This window comes from Sphingobium sp. FG58, assembly GCF_057809055.1.
This window is the reverse complement of record NZ_JBMDJF010000003.1, coordinates 276,434-295,623: the sequence shown is the minus strand read 5'-3', so window position 1 is coordinate 295,623 and position 19,190 is coordinate 276,434. Positions and strand designations below refer to the sequence as shown.

Sequence of the window (19,190 nt, the reverse complement as noted above, 5' to 3'; positions counted from 1 at the left end):
GCAGCACACAAGCGAACCTCAGCCTACCGGCAACCAGTCCAGATCCATATCCTTGTGCCGGTTGGTATAATGGCCGATCTCCTCCAGCCGCGCCATCTGGTGCAGCGTGATGCGGCCGTTGGAACGGCTGATCAGCCCCTCCTGCTCCATCTGGCGGATCATGCGGTTCACATGCACCGATGTCAGGCCGATCGAATCGCCAATCTCTTCTTGCGTCAGCTTCAGGTCGAAACTGTCGATGACGCCGTCGTCGGTCACCCGCAGCCGGTCGAACATGTCGAGCAGGAAGGACGCCACCCGCGCCTTGGCCGATGTGCGGCCCAGCGACGCCAGCCGGTCGGTCATCGCCACCCGCTCCGCATTGGACAGCAGGAACAGCAAAGCCGCAACCCGCGGATATTCCTCCAGCAAACGGCGCAGCGCGTGCTTGTCGAACGGACACACCACCACATCGGTCAGCGCGACCAGCGATTCGGGGGCCTTGCTGTAAATGGTGCTGGCCGACCCGATAAAGTCGCCGGGGAAATAGACGCGCAAGATCTGGCGGCTGCCATCGGGCAGGATGACAAAGCTCATCACCCGGCCTTCGCGCAGCACGAACAATTCGGTCACGGTATCATTGACCCGCTGGATCATTGCGCCACGCTTCACCTTGCGCGGATTTTCCTCCAGCCGGGCAAGGGCCGCCTTTTCCGCGTCGGACAGCGGCACATGCTTGGCCAGCCTTTCTGCGAAACAACTCGTTACCACCAATAAACCTCTTAAAAATTCTCGTTACGATGGCAAAACGCCCCACGCGCCTTTTGGCTGCATTTTGGTTGGCCGCACTAAACTCGATCAAGATCGCAGCATTTGTTTCGGCTGTTACAATCCGGCGCGACAAATCGCCCGCTGCCCGCCTTGCACGGCGCGCGTTTGCCGCTATTAACCCTGACCAATGGACCGCATCATCATCCGCGGCGGCAAAGCGCTCAATGGCCGCCTTCCCATCTCCGGCGCGAAAAATGCAGCGTTGACGCTGCTGCCCTGCGCCTTGCTGACTGACGAGCCGGTCACGCTGCGCAACCTGCCGCGCCTCGCCGACGTCGACAGTTTCGGTCATCTGCTCAACCAGCTGGGCGTATCGACCATGATCGAGGGGGCAAGGCCGGAGGATTTCGGCCGGGTCATGACGATGCGGGCCGGGCGCGTCACCTCGACCGAAGCCCCCTATGACATCGTGCGCAAGATGCGCGCCTCGATCCTGGTGCTTGGTCCCTTGCTGGCCCGCGCGGGTGAAGCGCGGGTGTCGCTGCCCGGCGGCTGCGCCATCGGCAACCGCCCGATCGACCTGCATTTGAAGGCGCTCGAAGCCTTTGGCGCGATTATCGAGATTGCCGCAGGCTATGTCCGCGCCAGCCTGCCCGATGGGGGCCTGCCCGGTGGGATCTACACCTTCCCGGTGGTGTCGGTCGGCGCGACCGAAAATGCGCTGATGGCCGCGGTTCTGGCCAAGGGCACCTGCATCCTGGAAAATGCCGCGCGCGAACCCGAAATCGTCGATCTGTGCAAATTGTTGCAGGCTATGGGTGCGGACATTGAAGGCGTCGGCACCGACAAGCTCATCATCCACGGCCGTGAACGCCTCCACGGCGCGACCTATCGCGTCATGCCCGACCGGATCGAGGCGGGCAGCTATGCCTGCGCTGCGGCCATCACCGGCGGGTCGCTCGACCTGATCGGCGCCAATGGCGAAGATATGCACGCGATCATCGCCGCGCTGCGCGACGCAGGGGTTCAGGTGGACGTCCACAAGGATGGCATCCGCGTGTCGTCTGATGGCAAATTGAAGCCGCTGACCCTCTCGACCGCGCCTTTCCCGGCCTTCCCGACCGACATGCAGGCACAATTCATGGCGATGCTGACCATGGCGGACGGCGCATCGGTGCTCACTGAAACAATCTTTGAAAATCGCTACATGCATGTGCCTGAACTGGCGCGCATGGGCGCGGACATCGCCGTCAACGGCCGCACCGCCGTCGTGCGCGGCGTCGACAAGCTGGTCGGCGCGCCGGTGATGGCGACCGACCTGCGCGCCTCGATGAGCCTCATCCTGGCGGGCCTGGCTGCCGAAGGCGAAACCCAGGTCAATCGCGTCTATCATCTCGATCGCGGTTACGAACGGCTGGAGGAAAAACTCTCCGCCGTCGGTGCCGATATCGAGCGGGCCAGTGATGGCTGACGGAATCGGTCTGGAAACGGATCGCAGGGCGCTTCTGGCGCTCTATGATCTGGATGCCGGTGGTTTTCGTCATCTGGACGAGATTACCGCCTTCGCCTCCACCCTGTGCGATGCGCCCATTGCCCTTGTCAGCATCGTCGAAGAGGCGCGCCAGCGCTTCCTTGCCCGCACTGGCCTTGATGCTGAAGAAACCCCGCGTGACGTGTCCTTCTGCGCGCTGGCGATGCTGGGCGGCGATATTTTCGTCGTGCCGGATGCGTGCAACGATCCGCGCTTTGCCGACAACCCCCTGGTCACCGGCCCGCCGCATATCCGCTTCTACGCCGGCGCGCCGCTGGTCGATGGCGCGGGCGTGCCGCTGGGCGCGCTGTGCGTCATCGATACGCAGCCGCGCGCCGACCTGACCCCGATGCAGCGGCAGGGGCTGACCCTGCTGGCGCGGCAGGTGATGGTCGAACTGGAGGGGCGTCGCCGCGATCGCGACGTCATCGCCCGCCAACGTCAGGACGCCGCCGCCATTGCCGACAGCGATCGCATGTTCCGCACGCTGGCCGACACCATGCCGCAAATGGTCTGGTCGACCCTGCCCGACGGCTATCATGATTATTATAACGCGCGCTGGTATGAATATACCGGCGTCCCGGCCGGATCGACCGATGGCGAGGGGTGGAACAACATGTTCCATCCCGACGATCAGGACCGCGCCTGGGGCCGCTGGCGTCGTTCGCTGGAAACCGGCGAGCCGTATGAAATCGAATATCGCCTGCGCCACCATAGCGGCGATTATCGCTGGACGCTGGGCCGCGCTCTGCCGATCCGCGACGGAGCCGGCAATATCCTGCGCTGGATCGGCACCTGCACCGAAATCCACGAACAGAAATTGATGATGGAAGAGCGCGAGATGATCGCGCATGAACTCTCCCACCGGATCAAGAATATTTTTTCGGTGATCGCAGGCCTCATCGGCCTGTCGGCGCGCCAGCACCCGGAAATCAGCGACGTCGCGGACGATCTGCGCGACCGCATCCTGGCGCTGGGCCGCGCCCATGATTTCGTGCGGCCCCACAGCGCGGAATCCGCAGCCCAGGTCGGGCATGGCCAGGGTGAGGGTCAGGGGCTGCTCTGGGGCATATTGGAACAGATTTTCGCCCCCTACAAAGCGCAGGACGGTTCGCGCATCGCGCTGTCGGGGGACAATGTCGCGATCGACGATCGCTCGGCGACGCCGCTGGCCTTGCTGTTCCACGAGCTTGCGACCAACGCGGCCAAATATGGCGCACTATCGACGCCGGAGGGCAGGATTGCCCTTCATATCACGCGCGAAGGACCAGACGTCCGCATCGATTGGCGTGAACAGGGCGGACCGGTGGTTCAACCGACCCATTCCGATGGCTTTGGCAGCCGTCTCATTACGCTCAGCGTAGAGCGGCAGCTGGGTGGACGGATCGTGAGGGACTGGTCCGCCGACGGACTGAAACTCAGCCTCTGGATTCCAGTCCGCTCGATGAGCCGTGCGGCAGGAAAGGAATAAAGCCCGCAATATCGGCGGCGTGCAATTCAGGTTCATCCTCCGCCGCCAGTTGCAGCGCGGCGGAAATGCTCTGCGCGCGAAACGGCTTGGTGATGACGCCCAGCGCCGCGACCGAAGCCGCGCCAATCTGCGAAGGGTTAGCGGTGACATAGATGACGCGGATGCCGTAGCGGCTGGCGAGTTCCATGCCGATCGTCGGCCCGGTCGGCCCGTCGCGCAGGTTCAGGTCGACCAGCGCAATGTCGCAGGATTCCGCGCAGGCCAGCGCAGCCTCTCGGTCAGCGGCAATCGCGCTGACGTCGAATCCCGTCTCCTCGACAATCTGTTCAATTTCCAGAGCGACGAAAATCTCGTCCTCGACTATCAATACTTTCTTGCTCATCCTTGGCCTGCTTGGTTCAGAGCAATGAAATGCCCGGTTGGCCGACCGGTTCCCGTGATCGCATAAGAATCCTTGGTCGATAGACCAAAATGCAGGGTCAATCCTGTACGCTGCTCCACACAGTCTCGAAATTCGTGGCGTCCTTCATCAACAGGACGGACGCGGGATAGCCGCCTTCGCTGGCCTTGCGCGCCGTGTCCGTCGCGCTCTCGACCGCTGCCGCCTGGGTATCGAACGGGCCATAATAGCTGTTGTTCAGATTGATCTTCCACACGCCCTCATGGGCCAGGACGATGTAGCGGGCGTGGGGCAGTGTAGCGGACATGGTTATAGAACCTCTGTGTTATAATGGTGCCACGCCATGATGGCCACGGCGCCGCGATGCGGACGCCAGGCTTCGGCCAACTGGCGGGTCGTTTTTTCGCTCGGCCGTTCGGGCAGGCCCAATATCCGGCCGACCTCGATCTGCACGGCCAGATCGCCCGCCGGCCAGATGTCGGGCCGCCCTTCGGCGAACAGCAGGTAGATTTCCGCCGACCAGCGGCCAATCCCCTTGATCTGGATGAGCTGCGCAATCGCCTCTTCATCATCGGCGGGCAGGGCGTTCAGGTCCAGCGCCCCGCTCAACACCATTTCGGCCAGGCTGCGGGCATAGCCCTGTTTCTGGCGCGACAGGCCGCACGCGCGCAGCGCGTCATGGTCGCGGCTCAGCAGCGCGTCGGGCGCGCAGCCCGCGCCCAGTTCCGCCTCCAGCTTGCGCCACACCGCCGCCGCCGCCGCGACGCTGACCTGCTGACCCACGATCGTGCGCAGCAGCGTCTCATAGCCCGGCTCCCGCAGGCGCGGCTCAGGATAGCCGACACGGGTCAGCGCTGCGCCAAATCCCGGCTCGATCGCGGCGATGGCGTCCAGGCTAGTGCGTATTGTTTCTGCGGTCGTGACCATAAGTTGTTTTCCGTCCGCCCTTGATTTCCCGACGTCTGTCCGTCAGAGCGGCGAAGAAAATTCTAGGGGACTGGATAGATGCCGAAACTGATCGTGGTCAACCGTGCGGGCGAAGAACAGGCTGTCGATGGCGACAATGGCCTGTCGGTGATGGAAGTCATCCGCGACAACGGCTTTGACGAGCTGCTCGCCCTGTGCGGCGGCTGCTGCTCCTGCGCCACCTGCCATATCTATGTCGACCCGGCCTTTGCCGATTCGCTTCCCGCGATGACCGAGGACGAAAACGACCTGCTCGACAGCTCCGACCATCGCAACGACACCAGCCGTCTGTCCTGCCAGGTCGTGCTGAACGACGCGCTGGACGGCCTGCGCGTCACCATCGCGCCGGAAGATTGATGCTATTTTGATTTAGGCCGCACCGGCCCACACCCGGCCTCCCACAGTATATCCTGAACGGGAGGCCGGGTGGGTTCAAACGAGGCGCGTGACTCGTTTGAAGGGCCGGTGCGGCTCCGTTCAGCGAAGCTGAACCAAAATTCAACGCTGCAACCGCAGCGTGGCGGCGGGCGCCTCACTCGTCAGCGGCGTGACCCGCCAGACGATACGCTTGCCATTGGCGACAGGCTGCGCGCCTTCCTCCTGATTCTGGCTGATAATCTCCGCATCGGTCGTCAGCGTGAAGCTGCCGTTCAGCGCCTTGGCAGCGTCCTCGCCCGGCCCGCCCGCGCCCAGCGTCGGCCCCTGGCTCTTGTCGAACCCATTGGCAAAGCCCGGCGCTTTCACCCGCACCCGGTCGTCCCCGCGCAATTCCACCGAGACGAAGGGCAGCACGATCTGCGCGTCGATGTTGAAGGGAAACAGGAAGGCATGGGTCAGCCGTCCGTTGATCGCATAGTCGATCTCGAATATGCGCTTTCCCAAGTAACGTACTGATCTAAAGCCTTTTTCTTTCGTAAAAGCATCAGCGATCGCGCGCATTTGCACGTCGTTACCATTGTCGGCTTCAGTGTCGAACTTCTCCGCGGCAATCTGCAACAGCTGCGCCGGCGCCGCCTCGCCATCCTCGCTTGCCGGTTCAGGGGTGCCCATCGCCCCCTTGCCGCTGTCCGATGCGATGATCTCGCCCTTATAGGCAAAGCTGAAACTGCGGTCGGCCCGAATGTCGAGCGAGGACTCGAACTTGCCCGGCGTCACCAGGCAAGCCGACAGCGCCATCACCCCCGGCAGGGCCAGCACCCAACGCAACAGACATTTCATGGCGACGTCCCCCGACTAGCCGCCCGGTCGGCTGCCTACCGGCTGGCGGCGGCGTACAGGGCGATGGCCGCGGCGTTGGACACGTTCAGGCTCTCCATCCGCGGACTGATCGGCAGTTTAGCCAAAATGTCGCAATGCGCCATGCTGTTGTGACGCAGCCCTTCGCCTTCGGCCCCCAGCACCAGAGCGACCCGCGATTCGCCGATCGCGTCGCCCAGATTGGTATCGGCCTCGCCATCCAGCCCGATCCGCCAGTAACCGGCCTCGGCAATCTCGTCCAAAGCCCGCGACAGGTTGACCACCCGCACCCATGGCATGATCTCCAGCGCGCCCGACGCCGCGCGCGCCAGCACCCCTGATTCGGGCGGGGCGTGCCGGTCCTGCGTGACGATGCACAGCGCGTCGAACGCGGCGGCGGACCGCAGGATCGCACCGACATTATGCGGGTCGGTCACCTGATCCAGCACCAGGATCGGCCGCTTGTCGTCGCGCCCTTCGTCCAGCACATCGCCCAGCCAGACATCGTCCAGCGGCTCGACTTCGGCGACGATGCCCTGATGCGGCGCGTCGGACGGGACCATCCGGCCCATATCGGCCACATCGGCATAGACGATCGGCAGCACCGGCGGCAGTTCCAGCGCACCCAGCGCTTCGCGGGTGCCCCATATCTTGCGCACGATGCGGTTGGGATTGGCCAGCGCCGCAATGACGGCGTGGCGACCATAGAAGCGCGGGAACGCGCCCTTGGGCTTGGCGGGACGATGACCTCTTTTCATGGAAGCGCTCTTTTCACATCCGACCATTGACAGGCAAGCCTCCTTTCGCCATTGAGCCGCCTCCAGCGCGGGAAAGAAGCTTTTTCCTGACCGCGGTAATGGACAGGTGGCCGAGTGGTTAAAGGCAGCAGACTGTAAATCTGCCGGGCTACGCCCTACGTTGGTTCGAACCCAACCCTGTCCACCACCCCCTTTTCGGGTGGTGCGGATCAAGTCGCTCCCCGCTATCTCTGATATTTCCAGTTCCGCCCCTTGCCCTGCGCGATCCATTCGACCGCTTGGGCCATGCGCTTGTCGCGGGTCGAATCGCTCTTCGCGTCATTGATCCATTCACAATAGTCGCGGACCTTGCCGGGCGAAAAGGCGGCCCACACCGCCGCCGCAGCCGGGTCAGCAGCAATCGCCTCTGCAAAAGCCGGATGGACCGGCAGCGGCGCGCGCGGCTCCTTTGAACCAGCGCGCGGCCGATCCCCCGCATCGATCAACGCCATCGCTTGGCGCAGCAGCGCGGCGATTTCCGCGTCGGGCGGCAGGTCGCTCAGGCGGGCGATCCTGCCGAACTGCCCCATCGCCCCCTGCCGGGCATCATCGCGCACAACCTTGTCATGCCAGAAGGCCAGCGCGGCATGACCTTTGAACGCGGCCATGCTGCACAGATTCTGGTCCTTATAGGTGAAGAAGGGCATCCCCCATTTTATCGCCTCGCCCGCCTCCGGCGCGGCATTATGGACCAGCGCGCGGATATGGATCAGGATCGGCCGGGCAAAATCCGCCTGCCGCGCAATATAGGCGTCGATGCGGGGATCGCCCGACATCGCGTCAGTCCCGCCGGTGCCGCACGGTCAGCAGATAATTGATCGCCTTGTTCGCCGACAGGGTGAAGCCGCGGCCCGGATCGAAGCTCAGCCCGCTACTGTCGGTCACGTCCAGCCCGGCCTGTTCCAGCAAGGCGGTCAGTTCTTCCGGCGTAATGAACTTGCCCCAGTCATGCGTCCCCTTGGGAATGCCGCCGATACTCTCGCCGATCGTGATCATCGCCAGGCGGGAGAGGGGGGTGCGGTTTGGCGTGGACAGGATCATGAGGCCGTCGGGAGCGAGTTTTGCCGCCAGCGCGCGGATGAAAGCGGCGGGATCGGCAACATGCTCGATCACCTCCATTGACGTGACCAGATCATATCCGTTGTCCGCCACGTTCTCCACCGGCGTCGCGCGATAGTCGATCGTCAGCCCTTGGCGGTCGGCATGGGCGCGCGCCGCCGCGATATTCTCCGGCGCGGCGTCCAGCCCCGTCACGCTTGCGCCCAGCCGTGCCAGCGGTTCGGCCAGCAACCCGGCACCGCACCCCACATCCAGCGCTCGCTTGCCGCCAAGCGGCTCGAAATCATGCGATTTGCCCGGCCAATGCGCGTCAATCGCCGCGCGAATATAGGCCAGCCGCACCGGGTTCAGCTTGTGCAGCATCGCGCTGGAGCCATTGGGGTCCCACCAGTCGGCCGCCATCGTGCCGAAATGGGCGGCCTCCTTCGGGTCGATCGTTGCTGTCGGGTTGCTTGCCATATCCGTATCCGCTGCTAAAGAAGCGCCGTTTCGCCCTTCTGGGACATTTTCTTTCTCACCAACAGGCAGGTTCGACAAGCAAATGGCGCGCATCGTGATGAAATTCGGCGGCACCTCCATGGCGGGGATGGAGCGAATTCGCAACGTGGCCGCGCGGGTCAAACATGTGGTGAGCCAGGGCCATGAAGTCGCCGTCGTCGTATCCGCCATGGCGGGCGAGACGGACCGGCTCGTCGGCTTCTGCAAGGAAGCCTCCGCTCTCTATGATCCGGCCGAATATGACGTGGTCGTGGCTGCCGGTGAGCAGATCACCAGCGGCCTGCTGGCGATGACCCTGAAGGCCATGGACGTGGACGCGCGCAGCTGGCTCGGCTGGCAGCTCCCCATCAAGACCGTCGAAGCCCATGCCAAGGCGCGGGTCAGCAGCATCGATACTGACGCGCTGCTCGCCGCGCTGGGCGCGGGTCAGGTCGCCGTGATTCCCGGTTTTCAGGGCATGATGGCTGATGGCCGCGTCTCCACGCTGGGCCGGGGCGGGTCGGATACCTCCGCCGTCGCCGTCGCCGCCGCGATCAAGGCCGATCGCTGCGACATCTATACCGACGTCGATGGCGTCTATACCACCGACCCGCGCATCGTAGCGCGCGCGCGCAAGCTCGACCTTGTCACCTATGAGGAAATGCTCGAACTCGCCTCGGTCGGGGCCAAGGTGCTGCAAACCCGCTCGGTCGGCCTCGCCATGAAGGAAGGCGTGGTCGTGCAGGTCTTGTCCTCCTTCGATGATCCCACCCAGACCGACCTGCCCGGCACGCTGATCGTCAGCGACGAGGAACTGGAAGCCAAGCTCAAGGAAAGCAAGATGGAACGTCAGCTCATCACCGGCATCGCCCATGACAAGAATGAGGCGAAGATCATCGTGACCCGCGTACCCGACAAGCCAGGCGCGGTCGCCAGCATCTTCACGCCGCTGGCGGACGCGGCGATCAACGTCGACATGATCATCCAGAATGACAGCAAGGATAATGAAGAGACCGACGTCACCTTCACCGTCCCGCGCGCGGACCTCGCCCGCAGCGTCGACATATTGGAAGCGAACAAGGACGCGATCGGCTTCCGCCGCATCATCACCGACACCGAAGTCGCCAAGATCAGCGTCGTGGGTGTGGGTATGCGCAGCCACGCCGGTGTCGCCGCGACCATGTTCAAGACGCTGGCCGACCGCGGCATCAATATCGAGGCGATCTCCACCAGCGAGATCAAGGTTTCGGTCCTGATCGACGAGGACGAAACCGAACTGGCCGTCCGCGTCCTGCACACCGCCTATGGTCTGGACGCGCCTGCAGCCTAGCCGCTCCGCTCTTTACTTCAATCGTCATCCCCGCGAAGGCGGGGATCCATCTCCCGGCCTCTCGACTGGCGGTGGCTTTTGCGCTTCTTGAGGTTCGACACATGACCAACGCCAAACTCACTGCCCTCATGGCCCGCGGCACGCAATTTCTCGGCTGCGAAACCGCGATCCTGTGCGGGGCGATGAGCTGGGTGTCGGAACGGCATCTGGTGGCGGCCATGTCTAACGCGGGCGGCTTTGGCGTCATAGCCTGCGGCGCGATGACGCCAGCCCTGCTCGACGCGGAAATCGCAGCGACCAAGGCGCTGACGGCCAAGCCCTTCGGCGTCAACCTCATCACCATGCACCCGCAACTGTTCGACCTGATCGACGTGTGCGCCAGTCATGACGTGACCCACATCGTGCTGGCCGGTGGCCTGCCGCCCAAGGGCAGTATCGAGGCGATCAAGGCCAAGGGCGCGAAACTGATCTGCTTCGCGCCCGCTCTGGCGCTGGCCAAGAAGCTGGCCCGCTCCGGCGTCGATGCGCTGATCGTCGAGGGCCATGAAGCAGGCGGCCATATCGGCCCGGTCGCCACCAGCGTGCTGGCGCAGGAAATCCTCCCCGAAATGAGCGAGCAACTGCCCGTGTTCGTCGCGGGCGGCATTGGCCGGGGCGAAGCGATCGCCGCCTATCTGGAAATGGGCGCGGCGGGCGTGCAGCTTGGCACCCGCTTTGCCTGCGCCACCGAAAGCATCGCCCACCCCGCCTTCAAAAAGGCCTTTTTCCGCGCCTCGGCCCGCGACGCCATCGCCAGCGTTCAGATCGACCCGCGCCTGCCAGTCATTCCCGTGCGCGCGCTCAAAAATGCGGGAATGGAAAATTTCACCGCCAAGCAGCGCGAAGTCGCCAATCTGCTCGACGCCGGTTCCGTCGACATGGGCGAGGCGCAGTTGCAGATCGAACATTTCTGGGCCGGTGCGCTGCGCCGCGCTGTGATCGACGGCGATGTCGATGGCGGGTCGCTGATGGCGGGCCAGTCGGTCGGCATGGTGACCAGGGAAGAACCGGTCGCCGACATCATCGCGCAACTGATGGCGGAGGCCGCGGTAGCGCTAGAGCGACGGGCTGCCTGAATCCTTGCGATGAACGGTTAATCAGGCATATTTCCTCCGACCAGAATGCCCGGCATGACGGTGCGCAGCCCATCGGAGAAATTGATGATCGTCCTGCGCCGTTTTTATGGCCGTTTTTCGCTTGTGTCGCTGGCCGTGCTGGCGGCCTGTTCGACCCCGGTAAAGAAGCCGGAGCCAACCCCGCCGCCGCCGCTGGTCGAAACGGTCAGGCCGCGCCCGCCCATGGGCGCGGTCGAAGATATGAGCATCCCGGAAATAGCGGATGGCAAATATCTGACCCCCAATCGGAAGGTCACGTCGAACACCGCTTTATGGCATGTCCGCATGGCGCTGAACGTTGCGGCCTTGTCCTGCCGCAGCACCGCCGATCTGGCGCGGCTGCAATATAACCGTCTGCTCCATGTCCACGGCCCTGTGCTGACGCAGGCCAATGAAGCGGTCGATCGCAACTATAAGGTCGCCTATGGCACCGCCGGCTTCGGCGCGCGCGAGAGGCTGAACACAACAGTCTATAATTTCTTTTCGCTGCCGCCCGTCACCAAAAGCTTCTGCCCCGTTGCCGAAGCCGTCGGGGCAAAACTGCTGACGATGCCGTCCAGCGCCCTGCTGGACTATGCCCCGACCGCGCTGGCGGATCTGGAAAAGCCGTTTCAGGATTTCTACGCCGCCTATGCCGATTATCTGCGGCGGCTGGCCGAATGGCAGTCGCGCTTCGGCGGTACTGTGACGGTATGGGCGGCTCCCACGCCGCTGCCACCCCCGCCCGTCCCGCCCGGCGAAGCACCGCGATCGGGCTTTGCGCCCAGCGTGACCAGCGCGATCCAGCAGAACCTGCCGCCGCCGCCCGATGCGGCGGCCCCATCACAGGCTGCCCGTCCGCCCGCCGTCGCGCCGACCCTGCCCGCCGCGCCGGGACCAAAGCTGATGGTCCAGCCACTGCCGACCAATACCGAATAAGCCACGCGCCGTTGCGCATTGGCGGGCGCGGCGGCATCATCGCTGGCGAGTCGCTTGGCGGCTCTGCCCGTCATGCCAACGCATGGCGGAGCCAAGGAGGAGAGAGACGATGGCCTATATGGACGGTTTCGTGATCCCGGTGCCCAAGGGCAACAAGCAGGCCTATATCGATATCGCGGCGAAAATGGCCCCGATCTTCATCGAATATGGCGCGACCCGCGTGGTCGAATGTTGGGGCGACGATATCAAACCAGGCAAGGTCAACGACTTCCGCACCGCCGTGATCGCCGAAGAGCAGGAAGAGGTCGTCTTTTCCTGGATCGAATGGCCCGACAAGGAAACCCGCGACGCAGGCTCTGCCAAGATGATGGCCGACGAGCGAATGAAGCCGGAGGAGGGGCAGGACATGCCGTTCAGCGGCGCCCGCCTCGTCTATGGCGGCTTCACCGTGCTGGTCGACCAAAAGGCCTGAGCTACCCGACGGGAGAGCGATGATGACTGACCGCAACGGGCAATTTTTCTGGGTCGAGCTGATGACCAGCGACCCCCAGGGCGCGCTCGCCTTCTACACCGATGTCGTGGGCTGGGACACGATGCCGTTCGGCGAGGATGGCGGTTATACGCTGGTCGTCGGCAGCGCCGGGCCGCTGGGCGGGGTGATGGCGATCCCGGACGAAGCGAAGGAATGCGGCATGACCCCTTGGTGGGGCGGCTATATCGCGTCGGCCGATGTCGATGCGGACGCCGCGCGGCTGGTCGCGGCCGGTGGCAGCATCCAGCGCCCGGCGGAGGATATAGACGGCGTCGGCCGCTTCGCCGTGATGGGCGATCCGGGCGGCGCCACTTTCATGCTGCTCAAAGGCTCCAGTCCCGACGGCATGGAAGCCCCGCCGCCCATGGCGATGGGCCATGTCGGCTGGCATGAACTCTACAGCGGCAATTTCGAGGCCGACATGGCCTTCTACACCGGTCAGTTCGGCTGGACCACGGGCGACGCCATGGATATGGGCGCAATGGGCATCTACCAGCTCGTGTCGCAGACCGGCGGCGGCGATTTTCCCAGCATGTCGGGCGGTATCATGCCGGTCCCCAAGGAAATGGCCGCGCCGCTCTGGCTCTTCTACTTCGTCGTTGGGGACATCGATGCGGCAGCGGCGCGGGTGATCGCAGGCGGCGGCACGATCCTCCACGGCCCGTCGGAAGTACCCGGCGGCAGCTGGATCGTCCAGCTGCTTGATCCGCAGGGCGCGATGTTCGCGCTGGTCGGCACCCGCGCCGTGGCAGGAGAGGCTGCATGAGCATCATCGCCCCATGCCTGTGGTTCGACGGGCAAGCGGAGGAGGCGGCGCATTTCTACGTCTCCGTCTTTGGCGGGTCGGTCGATCATATCAGTTACTATCCGCAGGAAAATCTCTCCCCCTCGCCAGCGGCGGGGGGCAGCGTCCTGCTGGTCGAGTTTACGCTGTTCGGGCAGCTCTATCAGGGGCTGAACGGCGGCCCGCAATTCCCCTTTACCGAAGCGGTCTCGCTATCGGTGGCGTGCAAGGATCAGGCGGAACTGGATCGTTACTATGACGCGCTGACCGCAGATGGCGGATCGCCGGGGCCGTGCGGCTGGCTCAAGGATAAATATGGCCTGTCCTGGCAACTGGTTACGCAGGGGATACTCGACAATTACCATAGCGGCGACCAGTCCGGGATCGACCGCATGATCAAGGTGATGATGACGATGCAGAAACTCGACACCGCCGCCATGCAGGCGGCTTTCGACGGCGAAACGGCATGAGCGAGGGCGCACATGACCTGTCCGTCACCTGCACGATCGCCGCCCCGCGCGCGACATGCTGGCGCGTGTGGACCGATCGCAAGAACGAATGGTTCTGCCCCAAACCCTGGCGCGCGGAAGTGATCGAGGAAGACCTCCGCCCCGGCGGCCGCAGCGCGGTGCAGATGTTCGGCCCCGATGGCGAGGAAACAGGCCCGATGGAGGGCGTTTTTCTGGAGGTCGTGCCGGGCGAGAGGATCGTCACCACCGACGCCTATGCCGCTGGCTGGGTTCCGCAAACTCCCTTCATGACCGCTATCTGGACCTTCGTCGAAGAGGGCGACGCCACCCGCTTCACCGCCACCGCCCGCCATTGGGACGCAGAGGCCAAGGCCCGGCATCTGGAGATGGGCTTCCACCCCGGCTGGGACCAGATGATGGCGCAATTCAAGGCGCTGTGCGAGGTTGCTGCGGGGTAGTCAGAAGCAACTTTCCCTTCTCCCTTGGGGGAGAAGGATAGGAAGCCTTGGCGGCGTGCCGCCTAGGCGAAGTTGGATGAGGGGGTTGGACGCTGATGTGGCGTGCATCCCCGATCCCGCTACACCCGCATGCCTCCCATCAACCCTTGCCCACCACACTGTCCCATAGCGGGGCAGGGCGGCGTTAACCCCGTTCCCGCCTTGGTCGCTACGCCGCGCGCGCCTATCCTTGCCGCCATGCGTATCCTGTCCACCAGCCTCCTCGTCTCCATCGCCATCGCCTCGACCGCGCTGGCACAGGGCAATCCCGCACCCTTCACCCTTGCCGAATCGGGTCGCGCCTTTGGCTCGCTGGCCGATGCGCTGGGCGCGATCGGCGACGGACGCGGAACGGTGGTGGTCGCCCCCGGCACCTATCATCAATGCGCCGTGCAGCAGGGCGGCGACGTCACCATTCGCGCCGCGACCCCCGGCACCGTCATCTTCGACGGCGTCCCGTGCGAGGGCAAGGGCGCGTTCGTGCTGCGCGGGCGGGCGAGCGTAGTGGACGGCATCATCTTTCAGAATATCCGCGTCCCCGACGGCAATGGCGCGGGCATCCGCCTGGAAAGCGGCACTCTGACCGTCCGCAACAGCCTGTTCCGCAACAGCGAGGAAGGCATATTGACCGGCGACTATGACGGCGGGCAGGTCAGCATCGACAAATCGACCTTCCGCCATCTCGGCCGGTGCGACCGCGATCTTGATTGCGCCCATGGCATCTATATCGGGCGGCTGGCGGCGCTCACCGTCACCAACAGCCGCTTTGACTTGGGCGATGGTGGCCATTATCTCAAAAGCCGCACCGCGCGCGTCACCATCACCGGCAACAGCTTCGATGACAGCGGCGGCAAGCTCACCAATTACATGATCGACCTGTCCAACGGCGCGAGCGGCATCATCAGCGGCAATGAAATGGTGCAGGGCAAGGACAAGGATAACTGGTCTGCCTTCATCACCATCGCCCCCGAAGGTCGCGAACATTCGAGCGCAGGCCTTGTGATCGAAGGCAACAGAGCTGGCTTCGTGCCGGGGGTGGAGCGCAATTCCACCTTCGTCGCCAACTTCACCGACGACGCGGTACGGATCGGCGCGAACGACCTCGCGCCAAGCATGAAGGTGAAGGACCGGCGGTAAAGAGACGTTCCCAACCTCCGTTCGGGCTGAGCCTGTCGAAGCCTTGTCCTTCTTGCGCAGGAGGACGACCCTTCGACAAGCTCAGGGTGAACGGGATATAGGGTTGTGTTGAGGATTGGGGCATCGGATACAGCCATCATGCGAACCACCTATGACAGCGCCACCGTCCGCCTCTATCATCTGGGCGACGATGGCGGCGCGACGACCCTGATGTACGGTCCCCTGAGCGAGGCGCTGCGCGTGGCCGATCAGCAGACGCAGGAAATGCAGGACGGCCTCTATCTGGCGACCGACAATGACGTCGTGGCCTATCTCGACCTGATCGACACCTAACCGTCCGCGAAACCAAACGGCGCGCGCGTCCGGCGAAAATCGTCGGGCAGCATGTCCCGCCCGATCGGCGGCGCGGATCGGGCCAGGCACTGGGGCCGGTGGCAGAGGCGGCAGGTGACGCCGATGGGAGTCGGCTCCGGCGTTGGCTGGCCCTGGGTGTAGATTAGCCGGTGGGCATGGTCGGCGGCACAGCAGAGCGCAATCGCCCGCTCCACCCTGGGCGCGCCCCAACCGCCACCGCCTGCGGTAACAGTGCGGGCGATCGAGAAGAATCGCTGGCCGTCGGGCAGTTCCAGCCATTGGGTGACGACTTCCCGCGGTGTCTCGAACACCCGATGCACCGACCAGAGCGGGCAGGAGCCGCCATGGCGGGCAAAGGGAAATCCCGCCCCGTCGAGCCGCTTGGACGCATTGCCCGCCGGATCGACGCGCAGGAAGAAGAACGGCACCCGCTCCTGTCCCGGCTTCTGCAATGTTGTCAGCCGATGGGCGGTCTGCTCGAAACTGGTGCCAAACTGCCGCGCCAGCGCCTCGACATCATAGCGCCGCGCCTCCACTGCCTTGGCGAAAGCGGTATAGGGCATCAATATCGCCGCCGCCCCATAGCTCGCCAGCGCCCGCCGGGCGAGGCGGCGACCGCTTTCGCCTGCAAACTGGCCGTCCTTCAGGATCGCGTCGAAATTCTTGCGCATTTCCAGATAGGCGATCTGGAGCGCCAGCTGAAATTGCGAACTGGCCGTATCGAGCGTGTCGTCGAGCAGCACCGCATCGCGATGCCGGTCATAGCGGCGCAGCGACCCGGCCATGACGTCGGACGGCAGGCGGCGGACACGCAGATTGTGCCTGGCCCGCAGCCAGCCGGTCAGCCCGCCCTCGGCATCGGCCTCCGCCGCCAGCTTCTCCGCGGCATCGTCCAGCAGCGGAAAGCTGTTACGGCGGGCGGCAAGGAAGCGTCGCGATTCCGCGACCGGATCGGGCGCATCGTCGGGCGTCACGCCCTGATCAGCCAGCGCCAGATGCTCCTCCCGGTAACTGGTATAGAGCCGCAGCAGCGCTTCGGTAATCCCCGGATAATTGACCGCAACGTCGCCGGTGGCGAGGGAGGGCAGGTCCAGATCGGCAAACATCGGGTCTTTCAGAACGCCATGCAGCCGCGCGGTCTGTTCGGTGCCCCCGTCGCCCGCCACCTCCGCCATGTCCAGCTTGTAGGTGCGCGCCAGCCGCAGCAGCATGTCGGCGGTCAGCGGCCGCTGGTTGCGCTCCAGCAGTGCGACATAGGAAGCGGAAATGTCGAGATCGGCGGCCATGTCGGCCTGTGTCAGGCCCAGGTCACGGCGCAACCGCCGCAACCGTGGGCCCATATAAACCGGACTATCTTTGCGCATCGGGCCGACTCCTGTGCAGACTTTACAACTTTACAGCATAAATTTGTAAAGATCGACAACTGAACTTCAGGAGGACTGCCGCACTGCAACAGGAGGGGGTAGGCGGGCCGCAACAGCTCACTTCCCACGCAAGGACCGGCCATGACCTATCAGGACAATATCGCGAAGGCGCAGCAACTCATCGGCAGCCATCCCGGCACTTGGGACGGCATCAATGCCGAATCCGTCGCCCGCATGAAGCTGCAAAACCGCTTCAACACCGGTCTCGACATCGCCAAATACACCGCTGGCATCATGCGCCGCGACATGGCCGCCTATGATCTCGACCCGGCCAATTACACCCAGTCGCTGGGGTGCTGGCACGGCTTCATCGGTCAGCAGAAGATGATCGCGATCAAAAAGCATTTCGGCACGACCAAGCAGAAATATCTGTACCTGTCCGGCTGGATGGTCGCCGCGCTGCGCTCCGACTTCGGCCCGCTGCCCGACCAGTCGATGCACGAAAAGACCAGCGTTCCCGCGCTGATCGAGGAGCTGTACACCTTCCTCAAGCAGGCGGACGCCCGTGAACTGGGCCTGCTGTTCCGCGATCTCGACAAGGCCCGCGAGAGCGGCAACGCGGTCGAGGCGCAGCGCTTGACCCACGCGATCGACAATTATGAAACCCACGTCGTCCCGATCATCGCGGACATCGACGCAGGCTTCGGCAATGCCGAGGCGACCTATCTGCTCGCCAGGAAGATGATCGAGGCGGGCGCCTGCGCGCTCCAGATCGAAAATCAGGTCAGCGACGAAAAGCAGTGCGGCCATCAGGACGGCAAGGTCACCGTGCCGCATGAGGATTTCCTCGCGAAGGTCCGTGCCTGCCGCTACGCCTTCCTCGAACTGGGCGTTGACGACGGCATCATCGTCACCCGCACCGACTCGCTGGGCGCTGGCCTGACCAAGCAGATCGCGGTCAGCAAGGAACCGGGCGATATCGGCGACCAGTATAACAGCTTCCTTGATTGCGAGGAGATCGACCCGGCGACCGCGCGCAACGGCGATGTCATTTTGAACCGCGATGGCAAGCTGCTTCGCCCCAAGCGCCTGCCCAGCAACCTGTTCCAGTTCCGCGAAGGCACTGGCGCGGACCGCTGCGTTCTCGACTGCATCACCTCGCTGCAAAATGGCGCAGACCTGCTGTGGATCGAAACGGAAAAGCCGCATATCGAGCAGATCGCCTCGATGGTCGACCGCATCCGCGAAGTCATCCCCAATGCCAAGCTGGTGTACAACAATTCGCCCAGCTTCAACTGGACGCTGAATTTCCGCCAGCAGGTTTATGATGCCTGGGTCGAGGCAGGCAAGGATGTCAGCGCCTATGACCGCGCGCGCCTGATGAGCGTCGATTATGACGATACCGATCTGGGCCGGGAAGCCGACGACAAGATCCGCACCTTCCAGAAGGACGCGGCGGCGCGGGCGGGGATTTTCCACCACCTCATCACCCTGCCGACCTATCACACGGCGGCGCTCAGCACCGATAATCTCGCCAAGACCTATTTCGGCGAGGAAGGGATGCTGGGTTATGTCGAGGGCGTCCAGCGCAAGGAAATCCGCCAGGGCATCGCCTGCGTGAAGCATCAGAATATGAGCGGCAGCGACATTGGCGACGATCACAAGGATTATTTCGCCGGTGAAGCCGCCCTCAAGGCTGGCGGCGCGCATAATACAATGAATCAGTTTGCAGCCTAAAGGCTGCGGGGGAACCAGTTTGCAGCCTGACGCTGCTCAAGAGCCAGTTCGCGGGACGTGCAGATGTCCCGCGATTTGGGTGGAAGGACTTGACGACCCGGCGGCGCACCGCCGGGTCGTTTTTTGTTTTGGATTGAAGCAGTGTGCCTCCATCACCCGTCATTCCGGCGAAAGCCGGAATCCAGGGAGGTTCGCGCTGCACCTGATCACTCTGGACCCCGGCGTT

At 64.0% G+C, this 19,190-nt stretch carries 22 protein-coding genes and 1 tRNA gene; 14 read left to right on the top strand and 9 right to left on the bottom strand.

Annotated elements, in window-relative coordinates:
• Positions 1–18 precede the first annotated feature (18 nt).
• A complete protein-coding gene (locus tag ACODR8_RS06200) occupies positions 19–753 on the bottom strand; it encodes a Crp/Fnr family transcriptional regulator (protein ID WP_489006413.1) in 735 nt (244 codons plus the stop codon).
• A gap of 184 nt (positions 754–937) precedes the next feature.
• Between ACODR8_RS06200 and murA the strand changes: the two genes are divergently transcribed.
• Both murA and ACODR8_RS06190 read left to right on the top strand, forming a co-directional pair.
• The gene (gene murA, locus ACODR8_RS06195) at positions 938–2,221 is read left to right on the top strand and encodes a UDP-N-acetylglucosamine 1-carboxyvinyltransferase (RefSeq protein ID WP_489006412.1); all 1,284 of its coding nucleotides are present in this window, start codon (positions 938–940) and stop codon (positions 2,219–2,221) included.
• The gene (locus ACODR8_RS06190; RefSeq protein ID WP_489006411.1) at positions 2,214–3,752 is read left to right on the top strand and encodes a PAS domain-containing protein; all 1,539 of its coding nucleotides are present in this window, start codon (positions 2,214–2,216) and stop codon (positions 3,750–3,752) included. Before murA ends, ACODR8_RS06190 begins: the two co-directional genes overlap by 8 nt.
• On the opposite strand, the gene ACODR8_RS06185 is transcribed toward ACODR8_RS06190, so the two are convergent.
• The 3 genes from ACODR8_RS06185 to ACODR8_RS06175 all read right to left on the bottom strand — a co-directional run bounded on the left by ACODR8_RS06185 (position 3,700) and on the right by ACODR8_RS06175 (position 5,079).
• On the bottom strand, positions 3,700–4,134 hold the full coding sequence (locus tag ACODR8_RS06185) for a response regulator (protein ID WP_489006410.1): 435 nt from the start codon (positions 4,132–4,134) through the stop codon (positions 3,700–3,702). The two genes, ACODR8_RS06190 and ACODR8_RS06185, sit on opposite strands and share 53 nt — an antisense overlap.
• Positions 4,135–4,231: 97 nt before the next feature.
• On the bottom strand, positions 4,232–4,459 hold the full coding sequence (locus ACODR8_RS06180; protein WP_489006409.1) for a DUF2188 domain-containing protein: 228 nt from the start codon (positions 4,457–4,459) through the stop codon (positions 4,232–4,234).
• A gap of 2 nt (positions 4,460–4,461) precedes the next feature.
• Positions 4,462–5,079, bottom strand: a complete 618-nt coding sequence (locus tag ACODR8_RS06175; RefSeq protein ID WP_489006408.1) for a DNA-3-methyladenine glycosylase family protein — start codon at positions 5,077–5,079, stop codon at positions 4,462–4,464.
• Between the two features lie 78 nt (positions 5,080–5,157).
• Between ACODR8_RS06175 and ACODR8_RS06170 the strand changes: the two genes are divergently transcribed.
• On the top strand, positions 5,158–5,475 hold the full coding sequence (locus ACODR8_RS06170) for a 2Fe-2S iron-sulfur cluster-binding protein (protein ID WP_489006407.1): 318 nt from the start codon (positions 5,158–5,160) through the stop codon (positions 5,473–5,475).
• 141 nt (positions 5,476–5,616) lie between these two features.
• Here ACODR8_RS06170 and ACODR8_RS06165 read toward each other — a convergent pair whose 3' ends face one another.
• Together ACODR8_RS06165 and ACODR8_RS06160 are read right to left on the bottom strand one after the other, a co-directional pair.
• Positions 5,617–6,336 carry a hypothetical protein gene (locus tag ACODR8_RS06165; protein WP_489006406.1) on the bottom strand — a complete coding sequence of 240 codons (720 nt, stop codon included), beginning with the start codon at positions 6,334–6,336 and terminating at the stop codon, positions 5,617–5,619.
• A gap of 35 nt (positions 6,337–6,371) precedes the next feature.
• Positions 6,372–7,112, bottom strand: coding sequence for a TrmH family RNA methyltransferase (locus ACODR8_RS06160; RefSeq protein WP_119744745.1), 741 nt, complete (start codon positions 7,110–7,112; stop codon positions 6,372–6,374).
• Positions 7,113–7,212: 100 nt separating this feature from the next.
• Here ACODR8_RS06160 and ACODR8_RS06155 point away from each other — a divergent pair.
• Positions 7,213–7,299: transfer RNA gene (locus ACODR8_RS06155), tRNA-Tyr, on the top strand.
• A 37-nt stretch (positions 7,300–7,336) separates the two neighbouring features.
• Here ACODR8_RS06155 and ACODR8_RS06150 read toward each other — a convergent pair.
• Entirely contained in the window at positions 7,337–7,927 is a 591-nt protein-coding gene (locus tag ACODR8_RS06150; protein ID WP_489006405.1) for a YdeI/OmpD-associated family protein, read from the bottom strand.
• Between the two features lie 4 nt (positions 7,928–7,931).
• Complete coding sequence (gene ubiG / locus ACODR8_RS06145) at positions 7,932–8,669, bottom strand: bifunctional 2-polyprenyl-6-hydroxyphenol methylase/3-demethylubiquinol 3-O-methyltransferase UbiG (protein WP_489006404.1); 738 nt, start codon at positions 8,667–8,669, stop codon at positions 7,932–7,934.
• Between the two features lie 82 nt (positions 8,670–8,751).
• Between ubiG and ACODR8_RS06140 the strand changes: the two genes are divergently transcribed.
• The 9 genes from ACODR8_RS06140 to ACODR8_RS06100 all read left to right on the top strand — a co-directional run bounded on the left by ACODR8_RS06140 (position 8,752) and on the right by ACODR8_RS06100 (position 15,842).
• On the top strand, positions 8,752–10,017 hold the full coding sequence (locus tag ACODR8_RS06140) for an aspartate kinase (RefSeq protein ID WP_489006403.1): 1,266 nt from the start codon (positions 8,752–8,754) through the stop codon (positions 10,015–10,017).
• Between the two features lie 101 nt (positions 10,018–10,118).
• The gene (locus tag ACODR8_RS06135) at positions 10,119–11,132 is read left to right on the top strand and encodes an NAD(P)H-dependent flavin oxidoreductase (protein WP_489006402.1); all 1,014 of its coding nucleotides are present in this window, start codon (positions 10,119–10,121) and stop codon (positions 11,130–11,132) included.
• Between the two features lie 45 nt (positions 11,133–11,177).
• Positions 11,178–12,089: a hypothetical protein gene (locus ACODR8_RS06130; RefSeq protein ID WP_489006401.1), complete on the top strand. Its 912-nt coding sequence runs from the start codon at positions 11,178–11,180 to the stop codon at positions 12,087–12,089.
• Between the two features lie 109 nt (positions 12,090–12,198).
• Complete coding sequence (locus tag ACODR8_RS06125) at positions 12,199–12,561, top strand: DUF1428 domain-containing protein (RefSeq protein WP_489006400.1); 363 nt, start codon at positions 12,199–12,201, stop codon at positions 12,559–12,561.
• A gap of 22 nt (positions 12,562–12,583) precedes the next feature.
• On the top strand, positions 12,584–13,387 hold the full coding sequence (locus ACODR8_RS06120) for a VOC family protein (RefSeq protein WP_489006492.1): 804 nt from the start codon (positions 12,584–12,586) through the stop codon (positions 13,385–13,387).
• Complete coding sequence (locus ACODR8_RS06115) at positions 13,384–13,875, top strand: VOC family protein (RefSeq protein ID WP_489006399.1); 492 nt, start codon at positions 13,384–13,386, stop codon at positions 13,873–13,875. The genes ACODR8_RS06120 and ACODR8_RS06115 overlap by 4 nt, the downstream gene beginning before the upstream one ends.
• Positions 13,872–14,333: an SRPBCC domain-containing protein gene (locus ACODR8_RS06110; protein WP_489006398.1), complete on the top strand. Its 462-nt coding sequence runs from the start codon at positions 13,872–13,874 to the stop codon at positions 14,331–14,333. The genes ACODR8_RS06115 and ACODR8_RS06110 overlap by 4 nt, the downstream gene beginning before the upstream one ends.
• 237 nt (positions 14,334–14,570) lie before the next feature.
• On the top strand, positions 14,571–15,509 hold the full coding sequence (locus tag ACODR8_RS06105) for a right-handed parallel beta-helix repeat-containing protein (RefSeq protein ID WP_489006397.1): 939 nt from the start codon (positions 14,571–14,573) through the stop codon (positions 15,507–15,509).
• Positions 15,510–15,647: 138 nt separating this feature from the next.
• Complete coding sequence (locus ACODR8_RS06100; protein WP_294132873.1) at positions 15,648–15,842, top strand: hypothetical protein; 195 nt, start codon at positions 15,648–15,650, stop codon at positions 15,840–15,842.
• Here ACODR8_RS06100 and ACODR8_RS06095 read toward each other — a convergent pair.
• The gene (locus ACODR8_RS06095; RefSeq protein WP_489006396.1) at positions 15,839–17,227 is read right to left on the bottom strand and encodes a helix-turn-helix domain-containing protein; all 1,389 of its coding nucleotides are present in this window, start codon (positions 17,225–17,227) and stop codon (positions 15,839–15,841) included. The two genes, ACODR8_RS06100 and ACODR8_RS06095, sit on opposite strands and share 4 nt — an antisense overlap.
• 141 nt (positions 17,228–17,368) lie before the next feature.
• Here ACODR8_RS06095 and ACODR8_RS06090 point away from each other — a divergent pair, with 141 nt between their 5' ends.
• A complete protein-coding gene (locus ACODR8_RS06090) occupies positions 17,369–18,964 on the top strand; it encodes an isocitrate lyase (protein ID WP_489006395.1) in 1,596 nt (531 codons plus the stop codon).
• Positions 18,965–19,190 lie beyond the last annotated feature (226 nt).